This window comes from Saprospira grandis DSM 2844, from assembly GCF_000275825.1.
GTDB classification, from domain to species: Bacteria; Bacteroidota; Bacteroidia; order Chitinophagales; family Saprospiraceae; genus Saprospira; species Saprospira grandis_A.
The window spans coordinates 4,059,796-4,076,258 of sequence record NZ_JH719942.1 but is presented as its reverse complement, the minus strand read 5'-3'; the positions used below and the strand labels follow the sequence as shown (position 1 = coordinate 4,076,258).

General features: G+C 44.5%; 8 protein-coding genes. 4 read left to right on the top strand and 4 right to left on the bottom strand.

All coding sequences use genetic code 11. The annotated features are described in order from the left end of the window. Window positions 1-77: 77 nt before the first annotated feature. Complete coding sequence (locus SAPGRDRAFT_RS18055; protein ID WP_002660857.1) at window positions 78-5,600, bottom strand: sacsin N-terminal ATP-binding-like domain-containing protein; 5,523 nt, start codon at window positions 5,598-5,600, stop codon at window positions 78-80. 506 nt (window positions 5,601-6,106) lie between these two features. Here SAPGRDRAFT_RS18055 and hemF point away from each other — a divergent pair. From hemF to SAPGRDRAFT_RS18030, 4 genes are all read left to right on the top strand, one after another. Then, window positions 6,107-7,033, top strand: a complete 927-nt coding sequence (gene hemF / locus SAPGRDRAFT_RS18045) for an oxygen-dependent coproporphyrinogen oxidase (RefSeq protein WP_002660855.1) — start codon at window positions 6,107-6,109, stop codon at window positions 7,031-7,033. A gap of 89 nt (window positions 7,034-7,122) precedes the next feature. Then, entirely contained in the window at window positions 7,123-9,243 is a 2,121-nt protein-coding gene (locus SAPGRDRAFT_RS18040; RefSeq protein ID WP_002660854.1) for a retron system putative HNH endonuclease, read from the top strand. A gap of 2 nt (window positions 9,244-9,245) precedes the next feature. After that, window positions 9,246-10,046: an HNH endonuclease gene (locus SAPGRDRAFT_RS18035; RefSeq protein ID WP_002660852.1), complete on the top strand. Its 801-nt coding sequence runs from the start codon at window positions 9,246-9,248 to the stop codon at window positions 10,044-10,046. 1,030 nt (window positions 10,047-11,076) lie between these two features. Then, window positions 11,077-12,528 carry a potassium/proton antiporter gene (locus SAPGRDRAFT_RS18030; RefSeq protein WP_002660850.1) on the top strand — a complete coding sequence of 484 codons (1,452 nt, stop codon included), beginning with the start codon at window positions 11,077-11,079 and terminating at the stop codon, window positions 12,526-12,528. A gap of 366 nt (window positions 12,529-12,894) precedes the next feature. Here SAPGRDRAFT_RS18030 and SAPGRDRAFT_RS18025 read toward each other — a convergent pair whose 3' ends face one another. From SAPGRDRAFT_RS18025 to SAPGRDRAFT_RS18015, 3 genes are read right to left on the bottom strand one after another with little or no spacing between them, the layout of a single operon-like run. Further along, window positions 12,895-13,986, bottom strand: coding sequence for a GNAT family N-acetyltransferase (locus SAPGRDRAFT_RS18025; RefSeq protein WP_002660848.1), 1,092 nt, complete (start codon window positions 13,984-13,986; stop codon window positions 12,895-12,897). Between the two features lies 1 nt (window position 13,987). After that, window positions 13,988-14,830 (bottom strand): tetratricopeptide repeat protein, encoded by an 843-nt coding sequence (locus SAPGRDRAFT_RS18020; RefSeq protein WP_002660847.1) that lies wholly within the window; start codon window positions 14,828-14,830, stop codon window positions 13,988-13,990. Window positions 14,831-14,840: 10 nt separating this feature from the next. After that, window positions 14,841-15,857, bottom strand: coding sequence for a helix-turn-helix transcriptional regulator (locus tag SAPGRDRAFT_RS18015; protein ID WP_002660845.1), 1,017 nt, complete (start codon window positions 15,855-15,857; stop codon window positions 14,841-14,843). Window positions 15,858-16,463 lie beyond the last annotated feature (606 nt).

The window sequence follows — 16,463 nt, the reverse complement described above, 5'->3', positions numbered from 1 at the left end:
CAGCCCCAAAACAAAAAAATAGCGAAACCAGTCCTTGACCAGCTTCGCTATTGGGCAGTATAAAAGAACTCCTTTATTTAATCCTCCTTCACTTTGAGTTGGCTATTTTGGGCCAAACTAAGCAATTGGCTGAGGAGCTCTTCGGGTAGATCTTGTAGGTTGAAGGATAGGGACAATTGGGCCTCCTTCTCGCTGCTCTTGATGGCCTGCAATTGCTCCAATTTTGGGGATTGGATAGCGGCCTCTTCCAGAGCTTTGAGTTCTCGGACCGTTTGGCTGCGGACCGCCTGCACTTCTTCTTTTTTGTTCAGTTCGTTTTTGTAGCGCAACAGCTGCAAAAGGGCCATTTCGGAAACCGTTTGGCGGCCAGCAATGGCAAAAAGCGCCTCTTCCAGGTTGTCCGCCTGGCTATTGAGATAAATTTCCCCATCAATGAAAACGGCATCGCCTTGGTGGACAATCTTGACCATCTCATTTTGGAAATAGACGGTATAAGGAATAGCGCCCTGCAATAAAAAGATAGTTTGCTTAAACTCTTCTTTCCATTTGAGGTAGTGGGGGGCGGCCCATTCTTGGGCAGTTTCCTCCAAACGCTCTCGGTCCAGCTCCTCTCGGCTATCGGCTTGAAAGAGCGGATAATACTTGAGGGTTTTATCGAACAAGCGTTTGTTGGTTTGGGCCAAAAGGCCGAGTAGTTTAGCTAGAGGCAGCTCGTATTTTTCTACAAACTCGCTAAGCTCGCTACTGGGCGTATAGCAATAGGTCCAGTCTTCTGTTTGGCCCAAGGCATATTGCAAAACGGCTCCCTCTTCGCCCATTTCTGCAGATTGGATATAAGGGAGGGCCAAGCCCTTCATTTGCGATTCAGACAAGCTATTGTAGAGCTTTCGCAACCAGAAAATGCGTTCATCCTGAGAAGAAAAAAGCAGCTCTTTCTGGGCCAAAAAGCGAACCGTTTGGGGCAAGAGCGGAGCATAGCTATTTTGGACCTCATTGATTTGTTTTTGAGAGCTGGTTTCGCCTTGGCCTTGGGCCAAATAGCGGCGCAGATTCACTACGGCAGATTGTGGACCTTGTAGGCCGAGGGCCAGCATAAAGCTCAGGCGATTAAGCGGCAAATCGGCATCGCTATCATAGGAAATAGAGTCGGCATCCTCGCCCAAATACTGTTGTAAAAGCGGGGGTAATTGTTCTTCCTGCAGGGCATATTCTGGACTAAAGAGATAGGCGGAGAGGTCCATTTTTTCGCCTAGCTGCTGCTTTTGGCCAAAATAAATCTCTATAGACTGCTTCGGATCTCCTTGCTCGGCCCAAAGCGGATAAACCGCCTCTAGCAAGCGGCGGAAGAGTGCGGCCTTAGGTTCGTTCTCCTGCAAAGCGCGTAGGGGGGCGGCAAAAAAGCGGTTGCGTTCCAGATAAGGCTGAAAAGCGATATATTGGCCAGCGAACTCAAAAGCTTTGCGGCTACTACTCTCTGGATCCATCCGAAGGATTTCGGGCAAATTGGCATAGCGTTCTTTATTCAGACAGGCCTGAGGGTGGATATAATCGGGGGCATTGAAATAGAAGGCCTCTAGGCTTTCTAGGGGCAGCCATTCTCCATTGGCCAATTGGACCCAGAAATTGCGGGCCAAAATGGGGCGTTCCTTGCGTTTGATCTGTAAGAGCACCACAGCCAATTGTTGGGCATTTTGCAATTCCACTCTATCGCCTTTGAGCAAATCATAAAGCTGCTCTAGGCTCAACTCCTCTAGTTCAAAGCAGCGGCGGCGCAGGCTATTGGGTGCTTCATAATCCACCAGCTGCTCCATCAGCTTATTGGTTAGGGCCTGCCATTTTTTATGCTTAGGCGAAATGGCCGCCACATCCAATTGATATTTACCATCTCGCTCGATACTGACGGTAGTTTGCGGGGCAAAAGAGATGCTGCTTAGCTTCATCAGACCGCCCTCAATGGCCTCTACAAAGACCTTAGCACGGATTTTGGCATGTTCGGCATCTTTGTTTCTGAAAATCTGCAAAGCTTGATGCTCAAAGCTCTCCTTATCATAAATGCGATCTTCCTTTAGGACAATCCGTTCAATCTTAGAAAAGACCTGTTCTTGCAGGGCCGCATTTCCCGATTCTACAATCATAGCAGAGAGTAGCTCTGGACTGGCATTTTTATGGCGAGAGAGTTCTTTATATAATTTTGGACCGAGGAGTAAATCATCATAGTTTAGGCCTTCCTTATACAGGCTATAGGGAAACAGCTTATAGCTTTCGCCAAAATTCTCCTTAATGACAGCGGCCATTTTCTGGGCTGATTTATCGAGATAGTAGGGGGTATTTTTAGCTCTACGGCCTAGCTCATAGAGGCGACCTTCTCCAGTGGTTACATACATAAACTTAAAGAGGGGCGTTTTGGCCAAGCTCAAAAACTCTTGTAGGGCCAAAACGGCATCTTTGTCCAATTGCTGCGGCTCCAGATGTAGCAAACGGCCCAAAACGGCATCTCGAGTTTTTAGGGCCCTTTGGTTGAGATAGGGCAAGACTAATTTATTGGGGCAGCGGTAAGGCGTTAAGCTTTCTAGGGCACGGACCAAAGCGGGATAGTCCTCTACTTGCTCCATAGCCTGATGATAAAAAATGCCTTCGCCAATAAAGCCTTCTTCTTTAGAGAGGAAGACATATTTTTCGCCAATGAGCGGTTTAACCGAATTGGCCAGCTCGCTATACTTGCTAATCATCTCATAGAAAGCCTCTGGAGCATCCAAAACGGCTTCTTGCTCAATGAGCTCGCTCCAGTTTCTATGAATAATTTTATTAAAGAGGTCCTTTTCTGCACAGAGGAGCAGGGCCAAGTCCTCCATATATTCCTCCTCCTTAATTTGGTAGGGCAGCAAAAAGGGCTCAAACTGCTCTTCGCTGCTCAATAGCTCTTGCAAGGGCCGTCTTTGGTCCAATTGATTCTCAAACAAGCAAAGCTTTTTGAGCTCTAGGCTATGTAGGGCCGCATTGAGGATAGGATAAACGGCTTGTTTTTCCTTGGGACTAAGCGGCTGGCTTTCGGCCTGCTCCAAAATGGCCCTAGAGGCTTGTCGCCAATCTTTATGGCTAGAGCTGGCTCGAATCTTAAAGGGCCCCTGATTGAGATAATCTAGAATAGCGGGATCGGGCAGTTCTAGGCCCATGAGTTTGCGCACCGCTGTGCGCAAAGCGGCATATTGCCTAGGGGAAACTGCTAAAAGGCTATTGTGATAAAAGACTTTTTCGGCGGGAAGAAAACCCTCTGCGGCAGAAACAAAAACGAGTTTTTTCTCGGCCAAATCAGGCAGGGAGCTAGCTTGCTTGTATAGGGCAATACTTTGCTCATAAAGTGCCTGCACCTGATCGATCTGCATTAGGCTGGGGTGCTCCGTCAATTGCTCCCAATAGGCCCAAATGATATTTTGATAAAGCTCTGGACCCTCTGAAGAGCAATAATAATCGGCCAATTGGCTATTGTCTTCTAATTCCAAGACCTCAAAGCCCTCTAAATAGCTATTGGGCGCTTGGCCCAAAGGCAAAATAGCCGCTAAAGGCAATTGTTGTTGATAGTGATTGGCAAAAAGGGGAATGGAACGCAAATCTGTTGCGTTGATTTGGCCCAAACTACTGAGAAAAGCAAATAGGCGGTTTTTCTGTGCTGCCGAAAGCGTAGAGACTGCGGCCCGCTCGGCAATTTTCTGGAAAAGCGCCTTGGGTTGGCTGAGGTAATCCAATTCCTTTTGCAGCTGCTCCAAAATGGCGGCATAATCCTGAATATCAAAAGAGAGGACCGAGAAACCCAGCGCCTTAATTTCTTCCTTATAAGGCAGGGTTTGGGCATTCATCAAAAAGATTTGCTCTTCTTCCTTGAGATCTAAGATAGAAAGGTATTCCTCGCCGCCGCCTTGTTGGCTAAAGCGGAAGCAGTTGATATATTGGAATTGGGCCAAAAAGTCTTCATCAAAATCAATTTGGCGCAATTCGGCCACAAAAGCCGCATAATCTTCCTCGTCTAGGCTTTCGATCCAGCTATTGATAAGGGCGGGAGTACCTTGCAATAGCAATTCTTTGAGGCCCCAACTTTTGAGGTCCAATTTGGCCGAGTTGGCGGCCTCTCTTTGCAGATGCTCGTCTTCGGTCCAATAAAACCATTCTTTGCCAATGCCCAATTGCATGGGATCAATGGGGAGGGCCGTCTTTTTAATAACGACTAGGTCCTTGGGATAAAAGTTGCGCTTATTGCTGGGAATAGATTGCTGAATGTACTTGAGGTTTGGGCGATATAAATACTGATTGAGCAATTCCGCATCATATTCCTCAGAAGGGTCAGAAAGGAGCAGTGATTTATAGATGCTCAAGAAGTGCTCAAAATCTTTGTTTCTTTTGCTATTTAGGCTTTTCTGCAAGGCCTTAGCAATATATTTAAAGGTCTCAATATTGGCCTCGCCTTGGTCATCTAGGCGGGTACGGTCGGTAATTTTAGCAAAAGAGCTAGCATGAATGAGATAGGCCAAATTATGCCGCTCATTGCGCATAGGAAAAAACTGATAGAGGGAGGGACTTTGCTTCATCCGCTTGGCCTCTAGGGTATCATCTGGAAAACCCAGGGCGATTTCGATGGGACAAAAGGCAAATTCGGGATCAATTCGCTCAAAATCGGCGGTTTTGGGCAAAACGGTAAATTGTTCAAAGCGCAGACCTTGGCGCTCAATCACTTTGTCCTGCAAAACCACCTTATTTAGGGTTTTGAGGGTATTCATGGCATAGCCAATGCCCGATTGGATATTGAGCAAAGAGGTTTTTAGCTTTTCATGCTTTTTGGGTCCAAACTTTAGGAAGAAGAGCGAGCCCTGAGAGAGGTCCAAAGCTGATAGTTGCTCCTGATTGCGCTGCAAAAAGGCTTGTAATTCCAGCAATTCCGCTTCCTTAAAGAGCGTTTTTTGCTGATAATTTAAATCTTTTACTTCTTCCTCTAGGCCCGTGGGAAAACAAGCCAAGATAATCTTGAGCAGCCAAGGCAAATCGGCTGCAGTTTCTGTGTTGCTTTGATAGCCTCCTTTTTGATAGGCCATCAGCTCCTCAAATTCGCTAGCATTTTGCCAACTAAAAAGGAGTGGCCCGGCCAAATCATTCAATAGTTCCTCGGCGCCATCAGATTTGCCCATTAGGCGATAGGCCAACTTAAAGCCAATGCCATAGCGGCCAATTTTGCCACAGTTTTCGGCCTTACTTTTATCGGCTTTGGTCCCTTGAAAAGAGTTGAGCAGGGCCTTGAGGTCCTTATCGGTAAACGCCCGCCCATTGTTGAGCACCATAAAATACTGCTCATCATAAATGACGGCACAATCGCTTGCTTGGCTATCGGCTGCATTTTGCAAAAACTCATAAATGGCTTGTTCATCCTGTGCATTTTGGAGTTTGGGACTCAAATCGGCCTTAATATTATCCACAATTCCGTTGACCATTCGGTAAAAACCGAATTGCTGGCCCTCATGGACACTACCGATAAAATTTTCATCCCAGGCTTGCATATCATAGCCTTCGGCTTTGCGCCAATCTGTGCGAAAGGCTTGGACGTTTTTTCTGCGCATGCTTTGTTTTTTTGTGTGTTGGCAAGTTTAAGGTATTTTCTACTCTTCTTCAAGTGCTGCGCCCCTTGTTTTTTGACCATTTTATGACCTTTTTGGCCCTAATTAGCCTCATTCTAAATATCTGTATCCTATAGGGAACCCTAAAATTTGTTTTATCTTTGGGGCATTGGATTTGGGGCTTCCCCTTCACGCCAAAGGCGCTTCGGGTCGGGCTGTTTCGCAGCTCGCTATTCGCTCGGCCCTTCGGCGCAAGCGCCTCGGTCTGGCCCTTTGGGCCACTGCTGTCCATCCCTAAGCCTGCGGCGGCTTTGCCGCCTGCTCAGCGCAGCTCGCTGCGCTCGTTTTAAGGCCTAGCGATGTGAAGGGGGGCGGCAAAGCCGCAGACCAAGGCCGTCAGGCCGCAGGGCCGAGCAGACCTGCGAGCCCCGAAACGTAGCGCCTGCCATAGGCAGGAGGCCCCAAAAAATTAGAACTAAACTCGCCTTCGGGCATAAAAATATAGCGAAATGAAAAACGATCAACAAAAGATTCAGACGGCTTTGCAAGATTTGCAGGACCATATTTGTGCGGGCCTAGAGGCCATGGATGGCAAAGGAAAATTTCAGGAGGATTTGTGGGAGCGCCCTGCGGGTGGCGGTGGCCGCACCCGCCTAATTGGCGATGGAAATGTATTGGTTAAGGGCGGCGTAAATTTTTCTGCCGTAGAGGGAGAGGCGCCAGATGCTTTGCTTAAAACCTTGAAAATTGAGGCCAAAGGAGAGAAAAGTTTGCGCTTTTTTGCTTCTGGAGTATCTATTGTTTTGCATCCGGAGAGTCCTTATGTGCCCATTACGCATATGAACGTTCGTTATTTTGAATTGAGCGATGGAACTTGGTGGTTTGGCGGGGGAATTGACTTGACGCCACATTATGTATTTCCGGAATTGGCCCAGCAATTTCATCAGCGGATGAAAGCCGTTTGCGATGAGTTTCACCCTAGTTTTTACGAGCGTTTCAAGCCTTGGTGCGATGAGTATTTCTATTTGCCTCATCGTGGAGAAATGCGAGGCATTGGTGGCATTTTCTTCGATCGTTTAGGTCTGGAAGAAGAGTTGTCTAAGGAAGAATTATTGGATTTTATCATTGCGGTGGGCAAAGCTTTTGTGCCTGCTTATGCCGAGCAGGTGGCTGCCACCAAAGAGATGTCTTATGGTCAGAAAGAGTTGGATTGGCAGGCGCTTCGCCGTGGCCGTTATGTAGAGTTTAATTTGGTATTGGACCGTGGCACCAAGTTCGGTTTGCAAACCAATGGCCGCACAGAATCTATCTTGATGAGTATGCCGCCCACTGCGGGTTGGGCCTATGATCATCAGCCGGAGGCCGGCAGCGCAGAAGCGCAAACCTTGGGCTATTTGGTCAAGGGGATTGATTGGTTGGCCGCTTTGGAGGTGTAGGAGTTTGGAGAAGAGGAAACGCCCAGTTGAGTTGTCGGCTGGGCTTTTTTTTGTTATTTTAGTTTGAATTTATCTAAAAACCTTAAGCTATGATAAAAGTTGATCGCGGACCAGTACCTGATTTTTTTGTAAAATATGATACTATTTCTAAGGAAAGTTCTCTCAGAGGAGAATCAAGTTACGATTTTAGGAGAGTATGGAGGAACGATTATCATTTGCGTCCGCAATTAAAACATGTACTTTTAAAACGCTTCAATAGAAAATGTGCATACTGTGAATCCCCGGTAGGTGAAAATAATAACTTTCATATAGAACATTTTAAGCCTCGAAGCCTCTACCCCTCATTGACTTTGAGTTGGGACAATCTCTTATTAGCCTGTAATATTTGTGGAAGCATGAAGTCTGCTGAATTTCCTCTAGATGAGAACCGCGAAGCATTATTAGTAGACCCCTGTAAAGACAATCCCGAAGATCATTTTGCCTACACAAGAGATGGGCTTATTTTTGGAATTACAGAGAAAGGAAGAATTACAATAGAGGTTTTGCAACTCAATAGGAAAAACTTAGTAAATATAAGAGAAGTTGCTATGGGCAGCTATGTAAAAATCCTATACACCCATAACAATTCCCTTAAAAAAATAACAAAAAAGTTAAAAGAATCTCCCTTTTCAGGAATAGCTCTTTTTTTAATGAGAATAAAAAATAGTAATATTGTACTTGACGGCCCCAGCTTGATTAACGAGAGGAAACAACTCAAGAGTGAAACGATATGGAATGAGGTTATTTCTAAAGTAAAAATCAAGAGCGAAACGATATGGAATGAGGTTATTTCTAAAGTAAAAATCAAGAGCGAAACGATATGGAATGAGGTTATTTCTAAAGTAGAAATTCAGAACTTTAAAAGCATAAGAGAGACTAGTATTAACTTCAATCCTTTATATGAAGAAGAAAATGAGCGAGTAGAAATGCCAATCCTTTTTCTTCTTGGAGAAAATGGTGCGGGAAAAAGCTCAATTCTACAAGCTTTAACCGTTTGCTTGCTCGGGGAGGAAAAAGTTTTGAGCAAAACAGGAATTACGGTTGATGATATTTTGCGAAAAGATGGTGCTCCCAAAAAAGGATTCGTCAAAGTTTATTTTGAGCAGGGAGGAAGTATAACGCTTCATTTTGAGCGAGGAAAAGGATTTCGTTTTGAGTTCGTAGATAGACAGAAAGCTCCTTCTGTTCTTTTAGCTTATGGAGCTGTTCGTTTAGCTAGAAGAGCACATGAATCGAAATTTGCTTTTAATATTAAAGAAGGTGTCAATATTCAGGGCCTTTTCGACCCTTATTTCGGGCTATCCAACGCCAAGAAGTTTTTATTGAATTTGGGGGATGTTGATTTCAATATCGTTTCAGAAAAGATATTAAAGCCCGCATTATCTTTGTCTTTTGAAGACAGCTTTAAGAGAGAAAAAGGCCAAATTTTCTTAGTAAAAGAATCAGGAGAAGAAATCAGATACGAAACACTCAGTTCTGGCTATAGAGTAATTATTGTTTTGATCTGTGATATCCTAAAAACCACCTTAGAAGTTTTTGAGCTAGATTTGGAGAAACAAGGATTTGAAAAAGGAGCCTACCTTAGTACAGATAAAATGAAGGGAGTTGTAATGATTGATGAAATAGAAAATCACTTACATCCTAGATGGAAAATTGAGGTAATGAAAACTTTAAGAAAAGTTTTTCCCAAAATGCAATTTATTTCGTCTACACATGATCCTCTCTGCATTCTCAACTCTTACTATGGGGAAGTTAATGTAGTAGAATATATTAAGCCCAAAAATTCTGATGCTCAAAATTCTGAAACCATTATTTTAGGAAAAGAAAGCTTACCGGATCATGAAGGACTCAGTGTTCAAGACATTTTAACTTCAGCGTTTTTCGGTTTACTATCTACTAGAGCCGATGGAATGGAGGAAAAAATGAGGCGTTTTTACTATTTAAAAAGTCGAAACTTATATGAAGGAAGCGATGATTTTCATGAATTAGCAACTCTTGAAAAAGAACTTAAAGCATATAATTTCCTTGGACGAAATCAGCGAGAGCGTTTAATGCTAGAAGCTATAGATGACTACTTAGAGGAGCAAAAAAGAACTGCAAACCCAGAAGAACGTGCCGCAAAAAAGGCTAAATTAAAAGCACTATTAAAACAAATCATCAAAGACAAATAGACATGATTTTTATAGATAAAGGGAAGAATAAGCCTAAGTTTTACGCATCTGATCGCTATAAAAAAAAGCTGTTTAATGAACTAAAAGTACTTAAAACTATTCTAGACACAAGAAAGTATAAATTTGTTTATAGAGGATACGCAAATGCATTACGTAAAGGGTTTAGAAGTTATAGAGAGAATGATGTTTACTACTCAAAATGCGCTTATTGTGAAACGGTAATGAGGACAAATGACATTGAAATTGAACATTTTAGACCCAAAGGTCCTCTAAAAACATGGGATGCAAGTAAAGACAGAGCTCAAAATAAACTCAGCAACACGGTTATTCCAGATACGGGTTACTATTGGTTAGCCTGTGATTGGGATAATTTATTACCAAGTTGTCCAGGGTGTAACAAGTCAGGCACAGGGAAAGGATCTTGGTTTCCTCTAGTGGAAGAAAGTACTAGAGGACTTAGAAGCGCTGGTCAAGGAGCTGAAGTCGATGAAGAACCTCTTCTACTTAATCCTACAAAAAACATTGACTTTGGAAAATTCCTATCTTTTAAAGAAGATGGAACAGTTAAACCTTCTTTAGGACTTAGCCCTGAAGATTTAAGGAAAGCTCAAGCAACAATAGATATTTATGGTCTAGGGCGTGAAGGCCTTGTTGATGCTAGAGCTGCAGTAATTTTATCTCTCAAACTAGAATTAAGCAAGGATTTTGAACTGTCTGAAATTCAACAAACTTATTTAGCCTCTTCAAGTGAATTCTCCTTAATGGCTAGTCAAGTTATTGAAAATCTAATTGAAGCTATGTAAAAGCAAACCAGCCCCCAAAGCCCGAACTAAAGTTTAGTTCGGGCTTTTTTTTTGTCCCCCTCTCTCCCACTACCAAACAATATTCTCCCAGCTATCTAGCATAACGCTACCCGCCTTATACGACGCTCATTTTTGATTTTAAAATTTCGTTTACATCATTTTTCTTTAAATAGGCCAGAAAAAGTTGAGGGACTAATAATAATTTAAAGAAAAAATAGCCTAAATCCTTCTTTACAAATTGTTTAGGGCTTTGGGTGGAGGCAGATGCAAATGCGGATTGTTTTGCCTAAAAAGGCGGAAACTTATTATTTATAAACATTTCAGCGGCTAAGTCCTTGGTTGTCTGATCAATAAATCAGTAAAACAAAGCCATTTTGACTAAGGCTGCTTGTATTGCCTTTTTGGTCCAAATAGACCAGAAAAAGTTGAGGGACTAATGTTTTAAACTTATTTTGTTCATCCTAGCTAGGCGTCTTCTCTGCGATAAGTATTTTAATGTTGATCTACTTTTGAGGCCCTTTAGGGCTGACTGCATTTAGATTAGCCTAGGGGCTTGTCCCTAGGCGATTATTGGTCAAATCCTAATTTTTTAGCCTAAACTAAGGAGGCAAACTTCTCCTCATTTGCCTAAGCGATCTGACGGCCTAAAAGTGGTCCCATGCAGCCAGAAAAAGTTGAGGGACTAATGTTTTATTTATCCTTTAGCACCAAGCCTCATTTGGCCCAGCGCTGCGGAGCGGGTGGCCCGAAGGGCCAGACCAAAGCCGCCAGAGGCGGCTGCAGGGCCGAGCAGACCTGCGAGCCCCGAAGCATAGCGGCGGCCGGCTAGCCGGCCGCGGGCCCCAAATCCCCTTTAAAATCAATAGATAAAGAAAATAAAAGATAGATCCTTTTATAGGGAGGAGAGAAAACCCTGAGTTAAGTCAGAAAAAGTTGAGGGACTAAAAACTATTAAAGTAATCCAAATATTAACTTATATAGATATGACTATTCTATTTAATAACTATTATAGCGGCCTAAATAGTTAAAGATGGATACGGTACACATTATTTTTTCTGGGGCGCTCTTATTGTTGCTCAGTGTTTTGGCTGGGAAAACCTCTTTTCGCTTAGGTTTACCCACCTTAATTTTATTCTTATTGGTGGGTATGTTAGCGGGTTCTGAGGGATTTGGCGGCATTTACTTTGATGATTCTCAGTTGGCTCAATTTATAGGCATCATTGCCTTAAACATCATTTTATTTTCGGGGGGTTTAGATACTCGTTGGGGAGCTGTTCGCTTGGTTTTGGGCAAAGGATTGACCTTAGCGACCTTGGGCGTTTTTATTACGGCGGCGGCTGTGGGAATTTTTGCTCATTATTTTTTTGATTGGAGTTGGTTGGACGCTTTTTTATTGGGCGCTATTGTATCCTCAACTGATGCTGCGGCTGTTTTTTCTATTTTGGGTTCGACCAATATTCATTTAAAGCATGGGATTCGGCCTATTTTGGAGTTAGAGAGCGGGAGTAATGACCCTGTTGCTTATTTTCTGACTAGTTTGCTTGCTGCAGCGGTGTTGAAAGGCGATATGAGTTTGGCTCCGGCCCTAATACAGCTACTTTTGCAATTAGTTGTGGGTGTTTTAATTGGTTACCTTATGGGCAGGTTGAGCAAATGGATAATTAACAATATTCGCTTAGATTTTAAGGGCTTGTATCCCGTTTTGGCCCTTTCGCTTAGTTTTTTGGCCTATGCTTGTAGCGAGCTCTTGTCTGGTAATGGTTTTTTGGCGGTTTATGTGTCTGCTGTTTTCTTGGCCAATAGTCAATTGACTCAGAAGCTGAGTATTCGACAATTTTTTGATGGTTTTGCCTGGTTGATGCAAATCATTCTCTTCTTGAGTTTGGGCCTTTTAGTTTTTCCTTCTCAACTCTTGGCCGTTTGGCCCATGGGTTTAGCCTTGGCCTTTTTCCTAATGTTCATTGCTCGGCCAATTAGTATTTTTGTCAGTTTGTCTTGGACCAAACTCGATTTTAAATCTAAATTGTTTATTTCTTGGGTGGGGCTTCGCGGGGCGGCTCCTATTGTTTTTGCCACCATTCCGATGGTCATGGGCATTCAGTCCTCTAATCTCATTTTCAATTTGGTCTTTTTTCTCACCTTAGTTTCTATTACATTGCAGGGCACGAGCATTCCCTTTTTTGCCCGTTTATTGGGTTTGGTAGACCTCAAAGTATCTGCTTTAACGCAGGCTCGTTCTTTGGCGCTAGAGGAAGAAAGTAAGGTAGAAACTGCAGAGGTCTACATTTCTGCAGAAAGTCCTTTAATTGATCAAAAGTTGGCCGATATTCACTTTCCTGCCGATTGTATGGTGGTCCTAATTATCCGAAAACAGCAATATTTGGTCCCTACCGCTCATACTAAAATAGAAGCTGGCGACACCCTACAATTGCTAGCCAGCAAAGCCGAAGATCTAGCCAGTTTGCAAATGGAGTTGGGCTAAAACGGCTTTGCTGCTTTCTCAACAGCCCCTCTACCCTAGCAAAATTCTATTGAGATTTATTTTGGCCCAAATAGGTCAGAAAAAGTTGAGGGACTAATGTTTTATTTATCCTTTAGCGCCAAGAGCCCTTTGGCCCAGCGCTGCGGAGCGGGTGGCCCGAAGGGCCAGACCAAAGCCGCCAGAGGCGGCTGCAGGGCCGAGCAGACCTGCGAGCCCCGAAGCATAGCGGCGGCCGGCTAGCCGGCCGCGGGCCCCAAATCCCCTTTAAAATCAATGGATAAAGAAAATAAGATAGATCCTTTTATAGGGAGGAGAGGAAACCCTGAGTTAGACCAGAAAAAGTTGAGGGACTAAAAAATGCAATCATTAAGTAAAAGCGGCATCGCCATCTCCATCCTGAATAGAAAAAGGCTGATCATCTAGGGTTTTGGCCAAGGGATGCGCAATAATGTAATGTCTTGCTTGGGGGCGGCTGCCCAAAAAGGGCCATTTCTTGGCCTGCAGGGCCTTGAGCAGCTGTTCTTGATAAGTGGTTAGATAAATGACTCGTTTTTGGCGCATCCAAAACAGTAGTGCGCGAACGAGCTCGCTGGCATCGGCCTGGGGCATAAAGACATAAGGCAGGCGCAAATGGCCGTCTCGCAACAAATACAAAACGACTGCTTTTAGGGTTTGGCCCTCATAAAAATAGAGGTAGCCATTGTCCAGACTTTTGGCTTTGCTGGAGAAATAATAGCGTTTGGCCGCTTCATCTTCTGGACCTTCTTGCAGCCAGGGATAATTTAATATCCAGTCAAAATCTTTGGGTCCCCGAAGAAAGCCCTCTTTTTGCTCGCGCAGTAAGTTATTGGCTTCGGGCCGCCAATTTCTGTTGGACTCGCAGCGGTATTTTCCTTTGGCCAAAAAGAGCATGCGCATATTTTGGGGGGCAAAAGACAGCTGTTCCAACAAATTGAAGAGGGGCAAATAGGGCCGCCATTTTTTGGGATCTTTTTTGGGCAGCACCTTAGCTAAGGGGCTATACAAATAAAGACGGAGGCCCTTGGGTTGGGCCAAATCTTGGAAATAGCCACTTTTGTCGTAGAGTCCCTTGGCGGCGGGAGTAAACTCCGTAATCATCAGGCGGCCCGACCAGGCGGTATACATCTGCTCCAAAAGCGATTTGGCCAAGCCTTTTCCCCGCATATTGGGGTCAATCCAGAGGCAAGACAACCAAGCAAAGCGCTCCTCTCCTACTTTTCCCTGCAAACGGTTGGGCAAGGCGCCCAAATAGCCGACCAACAGTCCATCTTCCTCTGCCAAAAGGAGCAAAACGTCCTCGGCTTCAGCTTGGGGATTTGCGGCATGAGAAGCGCCACGAATTTGGCTAATCGCAATAGGCCCAGCCCCAGCAAAACTGGGGTCCTGGGCCAAAAAGTCGGTCATTTCTCGCTGTCGGATAGCACGATAAACAATCATCTTAAGAATTTTGAGCGCAGTATTCTGCCTGTAGTTCGGCGGCATCCTCATCGCCGGCCTCGGCTGCTTTTTGCAGATAATCGCAAGCCTCGGCATTTTCGCCCATATTGAGTGCCATGACAGCGGCCAGATAATAGAAATCGCGTTGGGTGGGATCTAATTCTAGGGCTTTTCGGCAGCCGTCCAAAGCTAGGGCGTCTTCTCCAAGCTCGCTAAGAATAAGAGCATAAGTATAATAATAATTTGCATTTTTATCATCCATGCGCAGGGCCAACTCTGCCTCTTTTCGGGCTCTTTTCATATTGCCTAGGCTATAGTAAATACTGGCCAGCTTGTCTCTAAAGTCGGGCCGTTGAGGTTGCAAACGCAAAAAGGCCTGATAATCATCTAGGGCGCCCAAGGTATCGCCTTGTTGCAAATGAATATCTCCTAAAAGCGAGTGAAGGCTTGCATTTTCGGGACTAATATCTACGGCTGTTCGCAAAGCGGGCAGGGCCAAATCAAACTGCTCTTCTTCGGCATAAATAACGGCTTGTGCATGATAGTATTTGGCCTGACTTTCATCCAACTTAATCGCTTGGGCATAATCGGCTAGGGCCTCTTTATAGCGGTCCATATCATAGAGCAAGCGTCCTCTTTCGTAATAAAATTCGGGTTCTTCCGGAATGGCTTCGATGGCTGCGGTATATAGTACATAAGCCGTATCAAACTTTCCGTGGTTGTGTTTTTCTTGGGCCAGATAAAAATACTCTAGGCTAGAAAAGCTAGGATCATCCGCAGAAGGGAGGTCCAAATTGCAGGCGGCAAGGCCAAAAAGCAAAAATAAAAGGCTAAGGAATCGCATAGGACTAGATTTAGGGTTCGTAACGCTCTACCGCCTTTTTGAGGCGATGGTATAATAAAGTTTGTAAAGAGGCTGGTGATAAGACCTTATATTTTTCGGCCGCCATCAGCAGTTGTTGTTGCAGTTCATAATTGGGGCGCAGCTCTAGGCTAATCACAATACTGCCATCCTCTCTACGCTCTAGCAGTTTTTGAGAGGAATGAATGGGTTTACTTTCGGTATAGGGCGCTTGTTCGGCCGCCACCCAAATTTCTATTACTTCTTTTTGCTGCTCCCAATCCTTAGACACCCCAATGATGTCCTTAAAGAAATCATTTTCCCAGTCAATTTCCACTTTTTTATAGGCCAAAAGGCTATCCTCTAACTTATGGATGCGGTCTAGAGCCAAATTGCGATAGTCAAAATCTCGGTCTTCATCTCGCCCAAAAACAAACCAGCGCTTATTGTATTGTTTGAGTACCTGTGGATGAAAATTGAACTCCTCTTTTCCCGATTCTTCCCGAAAACTTTGGTAGGCAATACGCAAACACTGCTCTTCTTTTATTGCTGTAAACAAGGGACGCAAATGCTCTAGCCCCTGATAGTCTTTATTTTCATCAAAAAAGATGATGGAGGCTTGTTCGGGGCGAGCAAAGCCTAGTTTCTGCTTAATCTTGGGCAAGAGCTCTGTCAACCAATCGAAGCTCTGAAAGCTCTCCAAACGCTCCAAAATATTCAGGGCATCTTCTAATTGTGCATTTTCTTTGGGCCCCAAAGGCGTTTTATGAATCGAGAAATCTATGGGATCATAGCGCATATAAACCTTATGCCCCTCTCGCAGGCGTTTGATTGGCGCCCGATAGCCCAACTCGCTTTCCATGTACTTAATGTCATTATAAATCTGACTTCGCCCCACCTTACAGCCCTCATCGGCCAAGGCATCATTAACCGCAGCAATAAGGTCTTGTATAAAATACTTTCGGTAGGGGTTTCCAAAACAATTATTCAACACTTGATAACGCAATAAAGCATTTTTGTTTGTGGGCATGGCATTTTTTTTTGATTTCTGTCCAAAATAAGAAATTGTTTCCAGATAGGATGGACAGCCCCGCCTTTCTTTTGCCCTCGGCGCCTTTTTCAGGGCCATGCAGCCTCCCCTAAAAGGCTTTCCCAAACCTAAGCAAGGGTTCAAGTTATCTTGGCCCTTTTTTTATTGTTCGATTTTTCTTTTTTTTGGGGCCTGCCGCCTAGGGCGGCCGGGCCCTTGCAGGGCTCGCAGGTCTGCTCGGCCCTGCGCCAGCAAGCTGGCTTGGTCTGCCGCTACGCGGCCCCCTTTCAGGCCCCTAGGCCAGTCGCTTCGCTCCTTTGCGGCGGCTTCGCCGCCTGCTAGCTGTGGCTGCAGGTTGAAACCAGCAGCCATGCAACAACCCCATTCTACATCTATAGTGCGGAGAGGATTAAAATCCTCTACCGCTTTGAACAAGGGTTGTTTTTCTCCCCCATAAATTTCATAGGAACCCTAGGGCCAAGGCCTTAGGGTCCTGTATAATATGGGCCTGTAGGTTGAAACCTACAGCAACAAATGCGGCCATACTAAACACAATAAATATGAGCCGATGGTTGAAACCATCGGCCCATATCATTTATAGCAAAC

Excerpts from the sequence above, each read along its gene's own strand:
- SAPGRDRAFT_RS18020 (WP_002660847.1), bottom strand. The coding sequence starts at position 14,830 with ATGCGATTCCTTAGCCTTTTATTTTTGCTTTTTGGCCTTGCCGCCTGC.
- hemF (WP_002660855.1), top strand. The coding sequence starts at position 6,107 with ATGAAAAACGATCAACAAAAGATTCAGACGGCTTTGCAAGATTTGCAG.
- SAPGRDRAFT_RS18035 (WP_002660852.1), top strand. The coding sequence starts at position 9,246 with ATGATTTTTATAGATAAAGGGAAGAATAAGCCTAAGTTTTACGCATCT.
- SAPGRDRAFT_RS18030 (WP_002660850.1), top strand. The coding sequence starts at position 11,077 with ATGGATACGGTACACATTATTTTTTCTGGGGCGCTCTTATTGTTGCTC.
- SAPGRDRAFT_RS18015 (WP_002660845.1), bottom strand. The coding sequence starts at position 15,857 with ATGCCCACAAACAAAAATGCTTTATTGCGTTATCAAGTGTTGAATAAT.
- SAPGRDRAFT_RS18055 (WP_002660857.1), bottom strand. The coding sequence starts at position 5,600 with ATGCGCAGAAAAAACGTCCAAGCCTTTCGCACAGATTGGCGCAAAGCC.
- SAPGRDRAFT_RS18040 (WP_002660854.1), top strand. The coding sequence starts at position 7,123 with ATGATAAAAGTTGATCGCGGACCAGTACCTGATTTTTTTGTAAAATAT.
- SAPGRDRAFT_RS18025 (WP_002660848.1), bottom strand. The coding sequence starts at position 13,986 with ATGATTGTTTATCGTGCTATCCGACAGCGAGAAATGACCGACTTTTTG.